Raw genomic sequence first — 16,702 nt, forward strand, 5'->3', positions numbered from 1 at the left:
TCGCTGTCGACGACGAGGTGCCCGGCCTTCGCCAGCAGGCGGTGGCAATCGTGGCTGAGGTGGCGCAGCTGGAGCCGCTTGCCCGCGCCCTCGTAGCGGGCGGCGACGGCCTCGATCGCCTGCAGCGCCGACTGGTCGACGACGCGGCTGGCGGCGAAGTCGACGATCACCCGCTCGGGATCCGACTCGGGCGAGAACATCTCGGCGAATCCGTCGGAGGAGCCGAAGAACAGCGGCCCGTGCACCTTGTAGACCTTGGCGTCGCCCTCGGTCTCGGTGGTGGCGCGGATGCGGGTGGCGTTCTGCCAGGCGTAGGTGAGCGCCGAGACGATGACGCCGACGACGACGGCCGTCGCGAGGTCGGTGGCGACGGTGACGATGGTGACGAGCACGGTGACGAACGCATCCGCGCGCGGCACCTTGGTGAGGATCTTGAGCGAGTTCCAGGCGAAGGTGCCGATCACCACCATGAACATGACGCCGACGAGCGCGGCGAGCGGGATCTGCTCGATGATGGGCGAGCCCACGAGGATGAAGAGGAGGAGGAACACGGCCGCACAGGTGCCCGCCAGCCGGGTCCGCCCGCCGGAATTCACGTTGATCATCGACTGGCCGATCATCGCGCAGCCGCCCATGCCGCCGAAGACGCCGGTGACGGTGTTGGCCGCGCCCTGCGCCAGGCACTCGCGGCTCGCGCCGCCGCGCTTGCCGGTGATCTCGCCCACGAGGTTGAGGGTCAGCAGGCTCTCGATCAGCCCGATCGCCGCGAGGATGACGGCATAGGGCAGAATGATCTCGAAGGTCTCCCAGGTCAGCGGGACCTGCGGCAGGTGGAACGACGGCAGACCGCCCTCGATGGAGGCCATGTCACCGACGCGGGGCACGTCGAGGCCGAAGACGATGACGATCAGCGCCACGATCCCGATCCCGGCGAGCGGCGCGGGGATGGCGCGGGTGATTCTGGGGGTGGCCCAGATGATCGCCATGGTCAGCGCAACGAGGCCGAGCATCAGGTAGAGCGGCCAGCCCGAGAGCCACTCGCCGCCCGACATGCCGTGCCCGGAGACCTCGGCGGTGCCCGGCACGCGGAACTGGGTCAGCTGCGCGAGGAAGATGACGATGGCGAGCCCGTTGACGAAGCCGAGCATCACCGGATGCGGCACGAGGCGGATGAACTTGCCCCATCGCAGCAACCCGACGACGATCTGGATCAGCCCCATCAGCACCACGGTGGCGAACAGGTACTCCACCCCGTGCTGCGACACGAGGCTGACCATCACGACGGCGAGCGCCCCGGTGGCGCCCGAGATCATGCCCGGCCGGCCGCCGAAGAGAGCGGTGATCAGGCCGACGATGAAGGCCGCGTAGAGCCCGACGAGCGGGTGCACCCCGGCGACGAAGGCGAAGGCCACCGCCTCGGGCACCAGCGCGAGCGCGACCGTCAGGCCGGACAGGATCTCGGTGCGCACCTGCCCGCCGCTGAGCGTGGGCGGCGCGACGTTGCCCCTGATCGCGTCGCCGAAGGCGGCAAAGATAGCCCGGGCCATGGTCTCTCCATCGTCGATGTATCGTGTGAACCGGTGGCTGATAGGCCATCGAGGCCGCGAGTGCACCACCGCGCCGCGCATGGCGGCCCTGCGGCTGTGACATGATCGCCACCGGATGTCACGGCATCCACGCCGAAACACCCCGCCCCGGTCCGTTTTGGACCGGCCCGCCGGAGCGGGACCGAGGGCGGGGTGCGTGCCGCGGGGGACTCACGAGCACGATCCGTGCCCCCGTCCTACCGCCCGTTGGTTAAGAAGCGGTTAACGCGCCCAGCATCGCGCCCGGGTTCAGGATCCCCGCCGGATCGAGCGCGTGCTTGATCGCCCGCATCATCGCCAGCTTGGCCGGATCGCCGTAGCGGGCGAGGTCACCGACCTTGAGCCGGCCGATCCCGTGCTCGGCGCTGACCGAGCCGCCGAGTTCGTGGGCGAGGTCATGGACCGTGCGCTTCACCGTCTCGCGGATGTCGGCGTACTCGTCGCGGCTGCGCCCGCGCGCGGGGAATGCGTTGTAGTGCAGGTTGCCGTCGCCGAGATGGCCGAAGCAGTTGATGCGGATGTCGCCCAGCGGCGCGAGGCGCTCGGCGCCGGCTCGGATGAAGGCCGGCACCTCCGAGAGCGGCACCGAGATGTCGTGCGAGGAGATCGAGCCGATGCGCCGGTTGGCCTCGGGGATCGCCTCGCGCAGCGCCCAGAATTCTGCCCGCTGCGCCTCGGACTGGGCGATGACCCCGTCATCGCTCAGCCCCGCCTCGAGCGCGTCGGCGAACAGCGCCTCGAGTGCGTCGGCGGGCGACAGGCCGGCGGGCAGGCCCACCTCGACGAGCACCATCCATTCCGGCATCCCGGCGAACGGCATCCGCACCTCGGGGCCGACCTCGGCGAGGAAATCCGGCCCCTGCCGGTGGATCAGCTCGAACGCCGAGAGCGCCTCCCCCACGCGCGCCTGCGCCAGCGCCAGCAGCGACAGCGCCGCGGCGGGCGACTCGACGGCGAGGATCGCCACGCCCTCGGCGGCGGGGCGCGGCATGAGGCGCAGGCTGGCGGCGGTGATGATCCCGAGCGTCCCTTCCGAGCCGATCAGCAGGTCGCGCAGGTCGTAGCCGGTGTTGTCCTTGCGCAGCCGGCTCAGCCCGTTCCAGACGGTCCCGTCGGCGAGCACCGCCTCCAGCCCGAGGCACTGGGCGCGCGCATTGCCGTAGCGCAGCACGTTGAGCCCGCCAGCGTTCGTTGCCAGCAGCCCGCCGAGCCGCGCCGAGCCCTCGGAGGCGAGCGAGAGCGGGAACAGCCGCCCCGCGTCGGCGGCGGCGGCCTGCACGTCGGCGAGGATGCAGCCAGCGTCGACCTCGATCACCCCCTCGTCCGGCCAGAGGCCGCGCACCCGCGTCATCCGCTCGAGCGACAGGATCACCGGTGCGACGTCGCCGCTCATCACCTGCCCGCCGACCAGCCCCGTCCCGCCGCCATAGGGCACGACCGGCACCGAGGCGGCGGCGCAGGCGCGCACCACGGCGGCGACCTCCTCCGTCGAGCCGGGCGCGATGACCGTCCCCCGCCCCCGGTAGCGGCCGCGCGGCTCGGTGAGGTAGCTGTCGGTGGTCTCGCGGAAGGCGGCCGCCGGCAGGGCCTCGCGCAGCGGCGCGAGGACGGCGTCGGATACGGAGGTCAGGGGCATGTCAGGTCTCCGAGCGGCCGCGGCGGTCGCTTCGCAGGTTGGCGTAGAGCACGTGGTTGCGCCAGCGGCCGTTGATCTGCAGGTAGCTCTGCGCCACCCCCTCGTACTTGTAGCCGCAGCTCTCGAGCAGCGAGCGCGAGGGCGTGTTCTCCGGCAGGCAGCCGGCCTCGATGCGGCTCAGGTCGAGCACGTGGAAGGCGTGGTGCACCACCGCCCGGATCGCCTCGCGCATGTAGCCCTGCCGGGCGTAGGGCTGGCCGATCCAGTAGCCGGTGGTGCCGGCCTGGGCGGGGCCGCGGCGGATGTTGGACAGCGTGATCGCGCCGAGCAGGCACTGGTCCTGGCGGCGGATCAGGAACAGCGGGATCTCGCTGCCCGAGGCGATCGCGCGCTGCGCCCAGTAGACCCGGTTGGTGAAGGCCTTGCGGGTGAGGTGGTCCTCCGACCAGGTCGGCTCCCACGGCTTGAGGAAGTCGGCGCTGTCGCGGCGCAGGCCGGTCCAGGCGTGGAAGTCCGCATGTTGCGGCGGCCGCAGGGTGAGCCGCTCGGTCTCGAGCCGGATCTTGCGGCGGCCCCGCAGCATCAGGCGGCGAGGCGCTCGCGCAGGGCCTGGAGCGTGGGGGCGCGCTCGATGGGGCCATAGATCGCCATCGCGGTGCCCGCCTGCCCCGCCATCTTCGCCCCGAAGGCGCGGACGTCGTCGCGGCCGACGGCGTCGATGCGCTCGACCGTCTCGTCGATGGTCGGCACGCGGCCCCAGATCGAGATCATCCGCGCCAGCCGCTCGGCGCGGTTCGACGGGCTCTCGAGGCCCATCAGCATCCCCGCCTTCATCTGCGCCCGGGCGCGGGCGATCTCGGCGTCGCTGAGGTCGTCGGCTGCGCGCTTCATCTCGTCGATGGTCAGGTGGGCGAACGACTCGATCTGGTCGGCGGCGGTGCCGGCGTAGATGGTCGTCATCCCGGCATCGGCGTAGGCGCCGGCCTGGGCGAAGATCGTGTAGCAGAGCCCGCGGTTCTCGCGCAGCTCCTGGAACAGCCGCGAGGACATGCCGCCGCCGAGCGCGGTGGCGTAGACCTGGGCGGTGTAGATCTCGGGGTCGCGGTAGTCGGGGCCGTCGAGGGCGAGGGCGAAGTGGACCTGCTCGAGCCGCTTCTTCACCCGCCGCTCGCCGCCGCCGAAGCGGGCGGGCTCGGTCTGGAAGGTGAGGTTGACCGGCTTCAGGTGGCCGAAGAGGTCTTCGGCGAGCCGCACGAGGTGGTCGTGGTCGACCGCGCCGGCGGCGGCGAGGATCATCTGCCCCGGCCCGTAATGCTCGCCGACGAAGCTCGTCAGGTCGTCGCGCCCGAAGCCCTGTACCCGCTCGGGCAGGCCGAGGATCGAGCGGCCCATGGGTTGGTCCGGATAGGCGACCTCCTGCAGCCAGTCGAAGACCACGTCGTCGGGCGTGTCGTGGCTCTGGCCGATCTCCTGCAGGATCACGCCGCGCTCCACCTCGATCTCGCGCTCGTCGAAGACCGGGTTGAGCAGGATGTCGGAGATCAGGTCGAGCCCGAGATCGACGTCCTCCTCGAGCACGCGGGCGTAGTAGGCCGTCATCTCGCGGCTGGTGTAGGCGTTGATGTAGCCGCCCACGTCCTCGATCTCCTCGGCGATCTGCAGCGCGCTGCGCCGCTTGGTGCCCTTGAAGGCCATGTGCTCGAGGAAGTGGGCGATCCCGTTCTGGTCGGCCCGCTCGTGGCGGCCGCCCGCATTGACCCAGATCCCGAGGGCGGCGGACTTCATGCTCGGCATCAGCTCGGTCACGATGCGGAAGCCGTTCGGGAGGGTGTGGGTCTTCACGGTCACTTGGAGATGCGGTCCCTGATCAGCGTCTGGAGGGCGGCGAGGTCGTTCTCCACCTCGGCGACCCGCTCGGCGCGGTCATACAGGTCGGCCATGCGGGATGGAAGGGGCGGGCGCAGTCCGGTGGCCTGCTCGACGGCGTCGGGGAACTTCGCCGGGTGCGCCGTCGCCAGCGTCACCATCGGCGCCTCGGCGCGCTCGGCGGCGTCGGCGACCTCGAGCCCGACGGCGGTGTGGGGGCAGACCAGCTCGCCCGTCGCGTCGCGGGTGGCCCTGATGCGCGCCAGCGTCGCCGCCTCGTCGGCCATGCCGCTGCCGAACGACTCGGCGAGCGACTCGCGCGCGCCCTGGCTGATCGCGAAGCCGCCCTGGCCGCGCAGCTCGTCCATCAGCTGCGCCACCGCGGCGCCGTCGCGGCCGTAGGCGTCGAACAGCGCGCGCTCGAAGTTGGAGGACACCTGGATGTCCATCGACGGGCTGATCGAGGGGGTGACCTCGCTGGTGCGGTACTCCCCCGTCGTCAGCGCGCGGTTGACCACGTCGTTCTGGTTGGTCGCCGCGATCAGCCGACCCACCGGCAGCCCCATGCGGCGGGCGACGTGGCCGGCGAAGATGTCGCCGAAATTGCCCGTCGGCACGGTGAAGTCGACGGGCCGGTGCGGCGCGCCGAGGCTGGTGGCGGCGGAGAAGTAGTAGACCACCTGCGCCAGCACCCGGGCCCAGTTGATCGAGTTGACCCCGGCCAGCCGCACCTCGTCGCGGAAGGCGTGGTCGTTGAACATGTCCTTCAGCCGCGCCTGGCAATCGTCGAAGTGGCCGTGAAGCGCGAGCGCGTGGACGTTGTCCTCGCTCGGCGTCGTCATCTGCCGGCGCTGCACCTCGGAGACGCGGCCGTGGGGGTAGAGGATGAACACGTCGACGTTGTCGAGCCCGCGGAACGCCTCGATGGCGGCCGAGCCGGTATCGCCGGAGGTGGCGCCGACGATGGTGATCCGCGCGCCCGAGCGCGCCAGCGCGGCCTGCATGAGCTGGCCGATCAGCTGCATCGCGAAGTCCTTGAACGCCAGCGTCGGCCCGTGGAACAGCTCGAGCAGGAAGCCGTTCGCCGCCAGCTGCTTGAGCGGCGCGCGGGCCGGGTGGTCGAAGCCGGCGTAGGCGGTCTTGATCAGGCCGCGCAGCTCGTCGGCCTCGAAGGCGTCGGCGACGAACGGACGGATCACGCGGAACGCGATCTCCTCGTAGGAGAGCCCCGCCAGCGACGCGATCTCCTCGGACGTCATCGTCGGCACCTCGGCGGGCACGTAGAGCCCCCCGTCGCGGGCGAGACCGGTCATCATGGTCTCTTCGAACCCGAGCGCCGGGGCGCTCCCTCGTGTCGAGACGTACTGCATCAACCCTCCCTGCGCCGCATGGTCCGGACGATCAGATACCCTGTCATGCCCGCCCAGACGAGGGCCAAAAGGAACCAGGTGATCGCGTATTCGAGGTGGTCGTTGGCGATGCCGGCCGAGTCGAGCGGCAGCGGCACGGTGCCGAGGTCGCGGTCGGGCTCGCGCAGCACGATCAGGACGGGCTCGGTGTCGAGCGCCTCGGCCATCGCGGCGACGTCGCGCACGAACCAGAGGTCGCCCTCGGGTGCCGGGGTGAAGCTGTCGGTCTCGTCGGGCCAGTGCAGGTTGCCCACCAGCTCGAGCGCGGCGCCCTCCAGCGGCGCCGGATCGTCGAGCGGCACCCAGCCCGCGTCGAGCAGCAGGCGGCGGCCGTCGGTCTCGAAGGGCACGATGCGCCGGTAGCCCGCCGACAGCCCCTCGGGCGAGGTCAGCACCCGCAGGCCGGGCCCGGCGATCTCGCCGCTGGCGCGCACCGGCAGGAAGCGGTCCTCCACCGGGTCGGGCGCGGCGGGCACGGCGACGGGCGCGGCGCCGATGCGGCTGTCGATGTCGGCGAGGATCGCGGTCTTCCACTCGAGCCGCTGCACCTGCCACAGGCCGAGGCCGATCAGCACGGCGCAGCCGGCGAGGCCGAGCAGGAGCGGAAAGACGAAGCGCATCGGCCGGGGCCTCCTCGGGAAGTGAAACGGCGCGCGGGAGGCCCCGCGCGCCGAGTTGTCCTGTCAGGGCCGCGGCGGGCGGCCCCGCCGGTGGCTCAGCCGCCCCAGACGTAGACGGCGACGAAGAGGAACAGCCAGACCACGTCGACGAAGTGCCAGTACCAGGCGGCGGCCTCGAACCCGACATGGTTGGTCGGGGTGAAGTGGCCGGCATAGACGCGGGCGAGGCAGACGGCGAGGAAGATCGTCCCGATGATGACGTGGACCCCGTGGAAACCCGTCGCCATGAAGAAGGTCGCGCCGTAGATGTTGCCCGAGAAGCCGAAGGCGGCGTGGGTGTACTCGTAGGCCTGGAAGAAGGTGAACACGACGCCGAGCGCGATCGCCAGCCACAGGCCGTACTTGATGTCCTGCCGGTTGTTCTCGTGCACCAGCGCGTGGTGCGCCCAGGTGGCGGCGGCGCCGGAGCAGAGCAGGATCAGCGTGTTGATCAGCGGCAGGTGCCAGGGGTCGAAGGTCTCGATGCCGGCGGGCGGCCACTGGCCGTCGACGCGCGGGCTCTCGGGGCCCATCGGGTACATGGCGTTCTTGAAGAAGTTCCAGAACCACACCGCGAAGAACATCACCTCGGACATGATGAACAGGATGAAGCCGAGCCGCAGCCCGATCCGCACCACCGGCGTGTGATCGCCGGCCTGGTTCTCGGCGATGGTCTCCGACCACCAGGCGTACATGGTGTAGAGCACCCCGACGAAGCCGAGGATGAAGGCGTAGGGGCCGCTGCCGTGCATCCAGACGACGGCGCCGAACAGCATCACGAAGGCCGACACCGACCCGGCGAAGGGCCAGATGGACGGGCTCAGGATGTGGTAATCGTGGTTCTTCTCGTGCGCCATGGCGTCAATTTTCCTGTGGCAGTCCCTGGGTCTCGGTGGCGAGCGCGGCCTGTTCAAGGGTCTCTTGCGGCAGGTCGATCTCGTAGAACGTGTAGCTCAGCGTGATGGTATGGACGTACTGTCCTTCGCGGTCGTCGACAATGGCCGGATCGACGTAGAAGCTCACCGGCATCTCGACGGTCTCGCCCGGCTGCAACACCTGCTCGGTGAAGCAGAAGCAGTCGATCTTGTCGAAGAATCCGCCCGCCGCGTAGGGGGCGACGTTGTAGGAGGCCTGCCCGGCGACGGGCCGGTCGGTCGGGTTGTGCGCCTCGTAGAAGGCCAGGCCGGTCTCGCCGATCCGGATCTCCATCTCGCGCTCGACCGGCTTGAAGGTCCAGGGCATCCCGGCGCCGAGGCTGGCGTCGAAGCGGACTTTGATCGTCTCGTCGAGCACCACGTCGCTCGCCGTCGTCGCGACGTCGGTTGCGCCGCCGAAGCCGGTGACGCGGCAGAACCACGAGTAGAACGGGACGGAGGCCCAGGCCAGCGAGCCCATCACCAGCACCACGCCCACCATCGACAGCGCGGTACGGCCGGAGCCGTCGAGCGAGCGCCACCACCGCCTCATTGCCCGTCCTCCGCGGCACGCTCGAGCGCCGGGCGCGCGACGTGGTCGAAGCGCTCCATCTCGCGCACGTCGCCGAGGTTGAGCACCTTCACCACCGTCAGCCCGAACACGATCGCCACCAGCCCGAGCAACAGCAGGCCGACCCCGAGGTTGCGTCCCCGGCGGCGCCCGTGAAGCTCGTGCTCGACCTTCTCTATCGCCATCACCAGCCTCCCAGCCCGACCGGCGCGAGCGCCGCCTCGGCGAGCAGCGCGCCGAAATGCAGGAACAGGTAGTAGAGCGACTGCTTGAAGAAGCCCTTCTCGGCCGCGTAGCCGTCGGCCTCGGCCGCGGCGTCGTCGCGGCGCGCGATGCGCACGGCGCCCAGCAGGAAGCGCGCGTTGAGGATCAGCGCGGCGGCGAGGTAGAGCGGGCCGCCGATCGAGGTGAAGCCGAGGCCGATCGCGACCGGGGCCAGCAGGATCGTGTAGGCCAGGATGTGCTTGCGCGTCGCCGGGCGGCCGTGGGTCTCGGTCAGCATCGGCACGCCGGCGTTGCCGTAATCGGAGCGCACGAACAGCGCCAGCGCCCAGAAGTGCGGCGGCGTCCACATGAAGACCAGCGCCACCATCAGCCACGGCTCGAGCGCCATGCCGCCCGTCGCCACCATCCAGCCGACCAGCGGCGGGAAGGCCCCGGCGGCGCCGCCGATGACGATGTTCTGCGGCGTCGAGCGCTTGAGCCACATCGTGTAGACGACGGCGTAGAAGAAGATCGTGAAGGCGAGCGCGCCGGCGGCCCAGAAGTTCGACGCGAGCCCCAGCAGCACCACCGAGAAGCCCGACAGCGCCAGCCCGAGGGCGAGCGCCTCGCCCGGCTGGACCCGGCCCGCCGGGATCGGCCGGCTCGCGGTGCGGCGCATCCGGGCGTCGATGTCGGCGTCCCACCACATGTTGAGCGCCCCCGACGCGCCGCCGCCCACGGCGATGCACAGGATCGCGACGAAGGCGACGAAGGGATGCACGGGCACCGGGGCGACCACCAGCCCGACGAGGGCGGTGAACACCACGAGCGACATGACCCGGGGTTTGAGCAGGGCGAAGTAGTCGCCCAGCCCCGGCTCGAAGGTCGCGTCCTGAGCGCTCAGATCGGTCATGCTCTTCCTTCTCGACAAGGCGGACCTCGACGGGCCGGCCCCTGCCCCGCGCGGATCAGGCGGGGAATTCTTCCTGGGCGTAGGCGATCCAGTCCTCGTAGGCCTCGGGGCTCACCACCTTGACCGTGATCGGCATGTAGGCGTGATCCTTGCCGCAGAGCTCGGAGCACTGGCCGAAGTAGATGCCCTCGTGTTCGGCGGCGAACCACAGCTGCGCCAGGCGGCCGGGCACCGCGTCCTGCTTCACGCCGAAGGCCGGGATCGTCCAGGAGTGGATGACGTCGGCGCCGGTGACGTCCATCACCACGGTCGCGCCGACCGGGACGACGACGGCGTTGTCGGTCGCGAGGCGGAACTCGCTCTCCGAGTAGCCGGCTTCCTCGAGCTGGGCGATGATGCCCTCGTTGAGGTTCCCCTCGCCGTAGCCGATCATGTAGCTGTCGAAGAAGATCGCGTCGTCCGGGTACTCGTAGGACCAGAACCACTTGTTGCCGGTCACCTTGATGTGGACGTCGCCCTCGGGGATTTCCTGCTGGTTGAACAGGACCGGCAGCGAGAACGCCCCGATGAAGACGAGGATGATGATCGGCACGATCGTCCAGGCCACCTCGAGCGGCGAGTTGTGGGTAAAGGTCGCCGGGGTCTTGTTGACGCGCGCGTTGTAGCGCAGCGCGACCCAGGCCAGAAGGCCGATGACCAGCAGCGTGATGGCGCTGATGATGACCAGCAGCATGTTGTCGAGCCAGTGGATCTGGCTGGCGAGCTCGGTCGCCGCCGGCTGCCAGCTGAGTCCGCCCTGGAAGGGCGCGCCGATGATCTCGAGGTCGCCGAGGTCGACCTGCGCCGACGCGGCCGCGCCGAACGTGGAGAGGGCCGCCGCCGCAAGGACCCGGTTGGCAATGCTCGTCATCTTCATGTGCTACCCTGCTTTCACATGCCGCGCCGGTGGCGGCGCGCCGCGGACGCCGGGGCATGGCCCGGAATCCCGTTGTATCCGGCGTGGGGTTTCCCATATCGTGCCGCGACACTCAAGAAGGTCTGTTGCGGCAAACTGCCCCTTCCCGGCCCGCCGACCGCCCCACCCGACACCGGAGACCCGCCATGGCCGACGCCCCGTTCCGTCCGTTCGAGACCCAGCTCGACCAGCAGACCGCGCTCGGCCTCGTGCGCGAGGCCACCGCCGGCGCCGACGACGGCGAGCTGTTCCTCGAGCGCCGCCGCTCCGAGGTGCTGTCGTTCGACGACGGCCGACTGCGCACCGCCAGTTACGACGCCGCCGAGGGCTTCGGGCTGCGCGCGGTCCGCGGCGAGGCGGCGGGCTACGCCCACGCCACCACCATCGACGAGCACGCCCTGCGCCGCGCCGTCGCCACCACCCGCCTCGCCGTGGGCGAGGGCGGCGGCACGATGGCCCCCGCCCCGGCCCGCACCAACCGCACGCTCTATACCGACGCCGACCCGATGCTCGACGCCGCCTTCCCCGGCAAGGTGGCGCTGCTGCGCGAGATCGACGCCTTCGCCCGCGACCTCGATCCCCGGGTCGTGCAGGTCACGGCAACCCTCGCCGCCTCGCACCAGGAAGTGGTGATCCTGCGGCCCGAGGGCGATCTCGTCACCGACGTCCGCCCGATGGCGCGGCTCAACGTGATGGTCCATGTCGAGCAGGACGGCCGCCGCGAGAGCGGCTACCACGGCGCCGGCGGGCGCACCGGCCTGCTCGGGCTGATCGACCCCGGCTTCTGGAAGGCCACCGCCCGCGAGGCGCTGCGCATCGCGCTGGTCAACCTCGAGGCCGAGCCCGCCCCGGCCGGCGTGATGGACGTGGTGCTCGGCCCCGGCTGGCCCGGCATCCTGCTGCACGAGGCGATCGGCCACGGACTCGAGGGCGACTTCAACCGCAAGGGCACCTCCGCCTTCGCCGGCCTGATGGGCCAGCGCATCGCCGCGCCGGGCGTCACCGTGCTCGACGACGGCACCCTGCCCGACCGCCGCGGCTCGATCACCGTCGACGACGAGGGCACGCCGTCCTCGGCCACCACGCTGATCGAGGACGGCGTGCTCGTCGGCTACATGCAGGACCGCCAGAGCGCCCGGCTGATGGGCGTCGAGCCGACGGGCAACGGGCGGCGCGAGAGCTACGCCCACATCCCGATGACGCGGATGACCAACACCTACATGCTCGCCGGCGACGCCACCCCGGCCGACCTGCTCACCGGCATGAAGGACGGGCTCTACGCCGTCGGCTTCGGCGGCGGGCAGGTCGACATCACCAACGGCAAGTTCGTGTTTTCCTGCACCGAGGCCTACCGCGTGAAGGACGGCAAGGTGGGCGCGCCGGTGAAGGGCGCGACTCTGATCGGCGACGGCGCGACGGCGCTGCAGAAGATCCGCGGCATCGGCAACGACCTCGCCCTCGACCCGGGCATCGGCAATTGCGGCAAGAACGGCCAGTGGGTGCCGGTCGGCGTCGGCCAGCCTTCGCTGCTGATCGGCGGGCTGACGGTGGGCGGCGCCGGGGCTTGAGCGGGGCGAAGAAAGTTGGGGCCGTTCACCGCCTGTTAACTTCCGGCCGCTAATGTCGGACTCGTAGCAGGCGGAGTTCGGAATGGCCGGTGATGTTCACACTTCCACTCACCCCCCACTCCCACCCACCACGGAAGAAGATCGGCTTGCCCGTCTCCGTCTGTTGCGTTCCCGCCGCGTTGGGATCGCCACCTATCACCGGCTCCTCGCCGAGTGCGGCACCGCCGCCGCCGCGCTCGAGGAGCTGCCCGCGCTCGCCCGCGCCGCCGGGCTGGAGCGCTACAGTCCCTGTTCGCCCGCCGACGCTGAGGCGGAGCTGCGCGACGGCCGCCGCGCCAAGGCACAGCTCGTCTTCCTGGGCGAGCCCGCCTACCCCGCCGCGCTCGCCGCCCTGGCCGACGCGCCGCCGCTGCTGTGGGTGCACGGCCAGTCCGCCCTGCTGGCGCGGCCGATGGTCGCCGTGGTCGGCGCCCGCAACGCCTCCTCGCTGGGCACCCGCATGGCCCGCCGCCTCGCCATCGACCTCGGCGCCGCGGGCTACGTCGTCGCCTCCGGCCTCGCCCGCGGGGTCGACACCGCCGCCCACCACGGCGCGCTGACCAGCGGCACCGCCGCCGTGCTCGCCGGCGGCATCGACGTCATCTACCCGCCCGAGAACGCCGGCCTCGCGCGCGACATCGCCGCGCAGGGCGTCCTGCTGTCCGAGCAGCGCCCCGGCCTCCAGCCCCAGGCGCGCCACTTCCCGGCGCGCAACCGGCTCGTCTCCGGCCTCGCGCGCGCCGTCGTCGTCGTCGAGGCGGCGGCGCGCTCGGGCACGCTCATCACCGCGCGCACCGCCCTCGACCAGGGGCGCGAGGTGCTCGCCGTGCCCGGCCACCCGCTCGACGGCCGCGCCGCGGGCTGCTGCAGCCTGATCCGCGACGGCGCCACCCTCGTGCGCTCCGCCGACGATATCCTCGAGGTGATCGGCCCCGCCGCCCCCGAAGCGCCGCGCCAGCCCGACCTGCCCCTCGTCGCGCCCGACCCACCGCCGCCGGCCGTCCGCCCCGCCGCCACGATGGCCGAGCTGCACCGCCGCATCCTCGAGAAGCTCGGCCCCTCGCCCCTCGCCGAAGACCAGCTGATCCGCGATCTCGCCGTCACCGCCACCGCTCTCGCCCCCGCCCTCACCGAGCTCGAGCTCGACGGTGCCGTCACCCGCCAGCCCGGAGGATTGCTCAGCCGCTCGCATTGACGATCGGGCAGGAAACAACCCGCCGACGCCCCCCTCTGCCGACGCATTGACAATTCCTCGCCCCCTCCCACATGTTGCGCCGCCTACGCCCCGAGGCGTTGCACAAAGGAGTCTCCATGCCCGTCGTCGTCGTCGAGTCCCCGGCCAAGGCCAAGACAATCAACAAGTATCTGGGATCCGACTACACCGTGCTGGCCTCCTACGGCCATGTCCGCGATCTCCCCCCGAAGGACGGCTCCGTCGATCCCGAGCATGATTTCGAGATGAAATGGGAGGTCGCCGGCGACAGCCAGAAACACGTCCGCGCGATCGCCGAGGCGCTGAAGGCCGACAACGCCCTGATCCTCGCCACCGACCCCGACCGCGAGGGCGAGGCGATCTCGTGGCACCTGCAGGAAGCCCTGACCAAGCGCCGCTCGATCAAGAAGGACACCGCCGTCAGCCGCGTCACCTTCAACGCGATCACCAAGAAGGCCGTCACCGAGGCGATGGCCAACCCGCGCGACATCGACGCGCCGCTCGTCGAGGCCTACCTCGCCCGCCGCGCCCTCGACTACCTCGTCGGCTTCAACCTCTCGCCCGTGCTTTGGCGCAAGCTGCCCGGCGCGCGCTCCGCGGGGCGGGTGCAGTCGGTCTGCCTGCGCCTCGTCGTCGAGCGCGAGATGGAGATCGAGGCGTTCCGCGCGCAGGAATACTGGACCGTCAAGGCGCTTCTCGCCTCCCCGCGCGGCCAGACCTACGAGGCCCGCCTGACCACGCTGGCCGGCAAGAAGCTCGACAAGTTCGACCTCAAGGATTCCACCGCCGCCGAGCTCGCCGTGCAGGCCGTCACCTCGCGCGACCTCAAGATCGTCTCCGTCGAGGCCAAGCCCGCCGGCCGCAACCCCGCGCCGCCGTTCATGACCTCGACCCTGCAGCAGGAGGCCAGCCGCAAGTTCTCCATGGGCGCGCGCGCCTGCATGAACGCCGCCCAGCGGCTCTACGAGGCCGGCCACATCACCTACATGCGCACCGACGGCATCGACATGGCCCCCGAGGCCGTGAGCGCCGCGCGCGACGCCATCGCGGCCAAGTTCGGCAAGGAGTTCCTCCCCGACAACCCGCGCATCTACAAGAACAAGGCCAAGAACGCGCAGGAGGCGCACGAGTGTATCCGCCCGACCGACATGATGATGTCGGCGGACAAGCTCGGCCTCACCGACTCCGACCAGCGCCGCCTGTACGACCTGATCTACAAGCGCACCATCGCCTCGCAGATGGCCGCCGCCCGCTTCGAGCGGACCAGCGTCGACATCGCCAGCGCCGACGGCCAGGTCGGCCTGCGCGCCACCGGCCAGGTGGTGCTGTTCGACGGCTTCCTCGCCGTCTACGAGGAGGGCCGCGACGACACCTCCGGCGACGAGGACGACGGCAAGCGTCTGCCCCAGCTCGCCGAGGGCGAGCCGGCGGAGAAGCGCGAGGTCACGCCCGAGCAGCACTTCACCCAGCCGCCGCCGCGCTACACCGAGGCGACGCTGGTCAAGAAGATGGAAGAGCTCGGCATCGGCCGCCCCTCGACCTATGCCAGCGTGCTGTCGACGATCCAGGACCGCGAGTACGTTCGCAAGGAGGGCAACCGGCTGTTCCCCGAGGACAAGGGCCGGATCGTGACGATCTTCCTGCTCAACTTCTTCCGCCAGTATGTCGGCTACGAGTTCACCGCCAAGCTCGAGGAGAGCCTCGACGACGTCTCCGCCGGCGAGCGCGACTACAAGGACCTGCTGGCGAGCTTCTGGCGCGATTTCCACCGCGCCATCGAGGAGACGTCGGAGCTGCGCATCACCGAGGTGCTCGACGTGCTCGACGACGCCCTCGCCCCCCAGCTCTACCCGCCGCGCGAGGACGGGACCGACCCGCGCGAATGCCCGCTCTGCAAGGAGGGCCGGCTGCACCTGAAGACGTCGCGCACCGGCGGCTTCGTCGGCTGCTCGCGCTACCCCGAGTGCCGCTACACCCGGCCCATCGGCGGCGAGGAACAGTCGGAAGACCGGGTGCTCGGCGTCGACGACGGCGACGAGATCAGCCTGCGCACCGGCCGCTTCGGGCCATACGTGCAGCGCGGCGAGGTGACGGAAGACAACAAGAAGCCGCCCCGCGCGTCGCTGCCCAAGGGCTGGGCGCCCGACGCGATGGACCTCGAGAAGGCGCTGCGGCTGTTGTCGCTGCCCCGCGAGGTCGGCCTGCATCCCGAGGACGGCCAGCCGATCAAGGCCAATTTCGGCCGCTTCGGCCCGTTCCTCATCCACCAGAAGCCCGACGAGGCCAAGCCGGTCTACGCCAACCTCAAGGACCCGGACGACGTCTTCGAGATCGGCATGAATCGCGCCGTCGAGCTGCTCGCCGAGAAGCGGGCCAATCCGGGCCGGGGCCGCACCGCCGCCAAGGCGCTCAAGGAGCTCGGCGAGCACCCGGGCGAGGGCGGCCCGGTCAACGTCATGGAGGGGCGCTACGGGCCCTACGTGAAGTGGGGCAAGGTCAACGCTACGCTCCCGAAGGACACGACGCCCGAGAGCATCACCATGGACCAGGCCGTGGAGCTGATCGCGGCGAAGGCGGGCAAGAAGAAGCCGGCCAGGAAGGCGGCTGCCAAGAAGCCCGCGGCGAAGAAGACGGCCGCGAAGAAGACGGCGAGCAAGACGAGCGCCGCCAAGAAGCCGGCCGCGAAGAAGGCGCCGGCCAAGAAGGCCTGACGACCGTAGGCCGGGCTTCAGCCCGGCACTGCGGGGAGAGCCGGCCCAAAACCCGGCGGCGCGCGGGCCGGCCCCTAGAACAGGTCGCCCTGCTCCGGCGGCGCCTCCTTGCGCCGCGTCCGCGCCCGCCCCGAGGCGCCCGGCGCGGCGCCGCCGGGCACGGCGCCAGCCGCACCACCGCCCGCGCCGCCGCCGCCGCCGCCGGGCACCATCCGCCCGTCGGCAAACTCAATCTCCAGCGCCCGCGCCGCCCGCGCCGCCGCCGCGCTCGTCACCACGTCGCCATCGCCACGCACCACGGCATAGCCGCGCCGCAAGGTGGCACGGTAGCCGAGCGTCTCGCGCAGCCGGTCCAGCGCCGCCAGCCGGTCCTTCCGCGCCACCAGGTCAGCCTGCCCGAGTCGGGTTAAGGAGAGGCTAAGCTCGTCGAGTTTCCGCCGCCGCTCGCGCATTGCGGC

At 71.1% G+C, this 16,702-nt stretch carries 15 protein-coding genes; 3 read left to right on the plus strand and 12 right to left on the minus strand.

The genetic code is table 11. The annotated features are described in order from the left end of the window. The 11 genes from OG2516_RS14885 to coxB all read right to left on the minus strand — a co-directional run. On the minus strand, positions 1–1,547 hold a 1,547-nt coding region (locus OG2516_RS14885; RefSeq protein WP_007256533.1), incomplete at its 3' end, for a SulP family inorganic anion transporter. Positions 1,548–1,797: 250 nt separating this feature from the next. Further along, a complete protein-coding gene (locus tag OG2516_RS14890) occupies positions 1,798–3,222 on the minus strand; it encodes an FAD-binding oxidoreductase (RefSeq protein WP_007256534.1) in 1,425 nt (474 codons plus the stop codon). 1 nt (position 3,223) lies between these two features. Further along, positions 3,224–3,805: a GNAT family N-acetyltransferase gene (locus OG2516_RS14895; RefSeq protein ID WP_007256535.1), complete on the minus strand. Its 582-nt coding sequence runs from the start codon at positions 3,803–3,805 to the stop codon at positions 3,224–3,226. After that, a complete protein-coding gene (locus OG2516_RS14900) occupies positions 3,805–5,070 on the minus strand; it encodes a M16 family metallopeptidase (RefSeq protein ID WP_007256536.1) in 1,266 nt (421 codons plus the stop codon). Before OG2516_RS14900 ends, OG2516_RS14895 begins: the two co-directional genes overlap by 1 nt. Further along, on the minus strand, positions 5,067–6,458 hold the full coding sequence (gene thrC / locus OG2516_RS14905) for a threonine synthase (RefSeq protein WP_007256537.1): 1,392 nt from the start codon (positions 6,456–6,458) through the stop codon (positions 5,067–5,069). The genes OG2516_RS14900 and thrC overlap by 4 nt, the downstream gene beginning before the upstream one ends. After that, positions 6,458–7,117, minus strand: coding sequence for an SURF1 family protein (locus tag OG2516_RS14910; RefSeq protein ID WP_007256538.1), 660 nt, complete (start codon positions 7,115–7,117; stop codon positions 6,458–6,460). Before OG2516_RS14910 ends, thrC begins: the two co-directional genes overlap by 1 nt. 95 nt (positions 7,118–7,212) lie before the next feature. After that, entirely contained in the window at positions 7,213–8,013 is an 801-nt protein-coding gene (locus OG2516_RS14915; protein ID WP_007256539.1) for a cytochrome c oxidase subunit 3, read from the minus strand. A 4-nt stretch (positions 8,014–8,017) separates the two neighbouring features. Continuing rightward, on the minus strand, positions 8,018–8,623 hold the full coding sequence (locus tag OG2516_RS14920; protein ID WP_007256540.1) for a cytochrome c oxidase assembly protein: 606 nt from the start codon (positions 8,621–8,623) through the stop codon (positions 8,018–8,020). Then, positions 8,620–8,826, minus strand: a complete 207-nt coding sequence (locus OG2516_RS14925) for a hypothetical protein (RefSeq protein ID WP_007256541.1) — start codon at positions 8,824–8,826, stop codon at positions 8,620–8,622. The genes OG2516_RS14920 and OG2516_RS14925 overlap by 4 nt, the downstream gene beginning before the upstream one ends. Further along, positions 8,826–9,758: a heme o synthase gene (gene cyoE / locus OG2516_RS14930; RefSeq protein ID WP_007256542.1), complete on the minus strand. Its 933-nt coding sequence runs from the start codon at positions 9,756–9,758 to the stop codon at positions 8,826–8,828. The genes OG2516_RS14925 and cyoE overlap by 1 nt, the downstream gene beginning before the upstream one ends. A 55-nt stretch (positions 9,759–9,813) precedes the next feature. Continuing rightward, complete coding sequence (coxB, locus tag OG2516_RS14935) at positions 9,814–10,674, minus strand: cytochrome c oxidase subunit II (protein WP_007256543.1); 861 nt, start codon at positions 10,672–10,674, stop codon at positions 9,814–9,816. Positions 10,675–10,859: 185 nt separating this feature from the next. On the opposite strand from coxB, the gene tldD reads away from it, so the two are divergent. The 3 genes from tldD (at position 10,860) to topA (ending at position 16,244) form a co-directional block, all read left to right on the plus strand. Further along, positions 10,860–12,281 (plus strand): metalloprotease TldD, encoded by a 1,422-nt coding sequence (gene tldD, locus OG2516_RS14940; protein ID WP_007256545.1) that lies wholly within the window; start codon positions 10,860–10,862, stop codon positions 12,279–12,281. 82 nt (positions 12,282–12,363) lie between these two features. Further along, positions 12,364–13,515: a DNA-processing protein DprA gene (gene dprA / locus OG2516_RS14945; RefSeq protein ID WP_083788614.1), complete on the plus strand. Its 1,152-nt coding sequence runs from the start codon at positions 12,364–12,366 to the stop codon at positions 13,513–13,515. 116 nt (positions 13,516–13,631) lie between these two features. Continuing rightward, the gene (topA, locus tag OG2516_RS14950; RefSeq protein WP_007256547.1) at positions 13,632–16,244 is read left to right on the plus strand and encodes a type I DNA topoisomerase; all 2,613 of its coding nucleotides are present in this window, start codon (positions 13,632–13,634) and stop codon (positions 16,242–16,244) included. Positions 16,245–16,318: 74 nt separating this feature from the next. Here the strand turns inward: topA and OG2516_RS14955 are convergent. Next, positions 16,319–16,702: exodeoxyribonuclease VII large subunit (locus OG2516_RS14955; protein ID WP_007256548.1), on the minus strand; the 384-nt coding region annotated here is incomplete at its 5' end.

Source organism: Oceanicola granulosus HTCC2516, from assembly GCF_000153305.1.
In the GTDB taxonomy this organism is placed as follows: Bacteria; Pseudomonadota; Alphaproteobacteria; order Rhodobacterales; family Rhodobacteraceae; genus Oceanicola; species Oceanicola granulosus.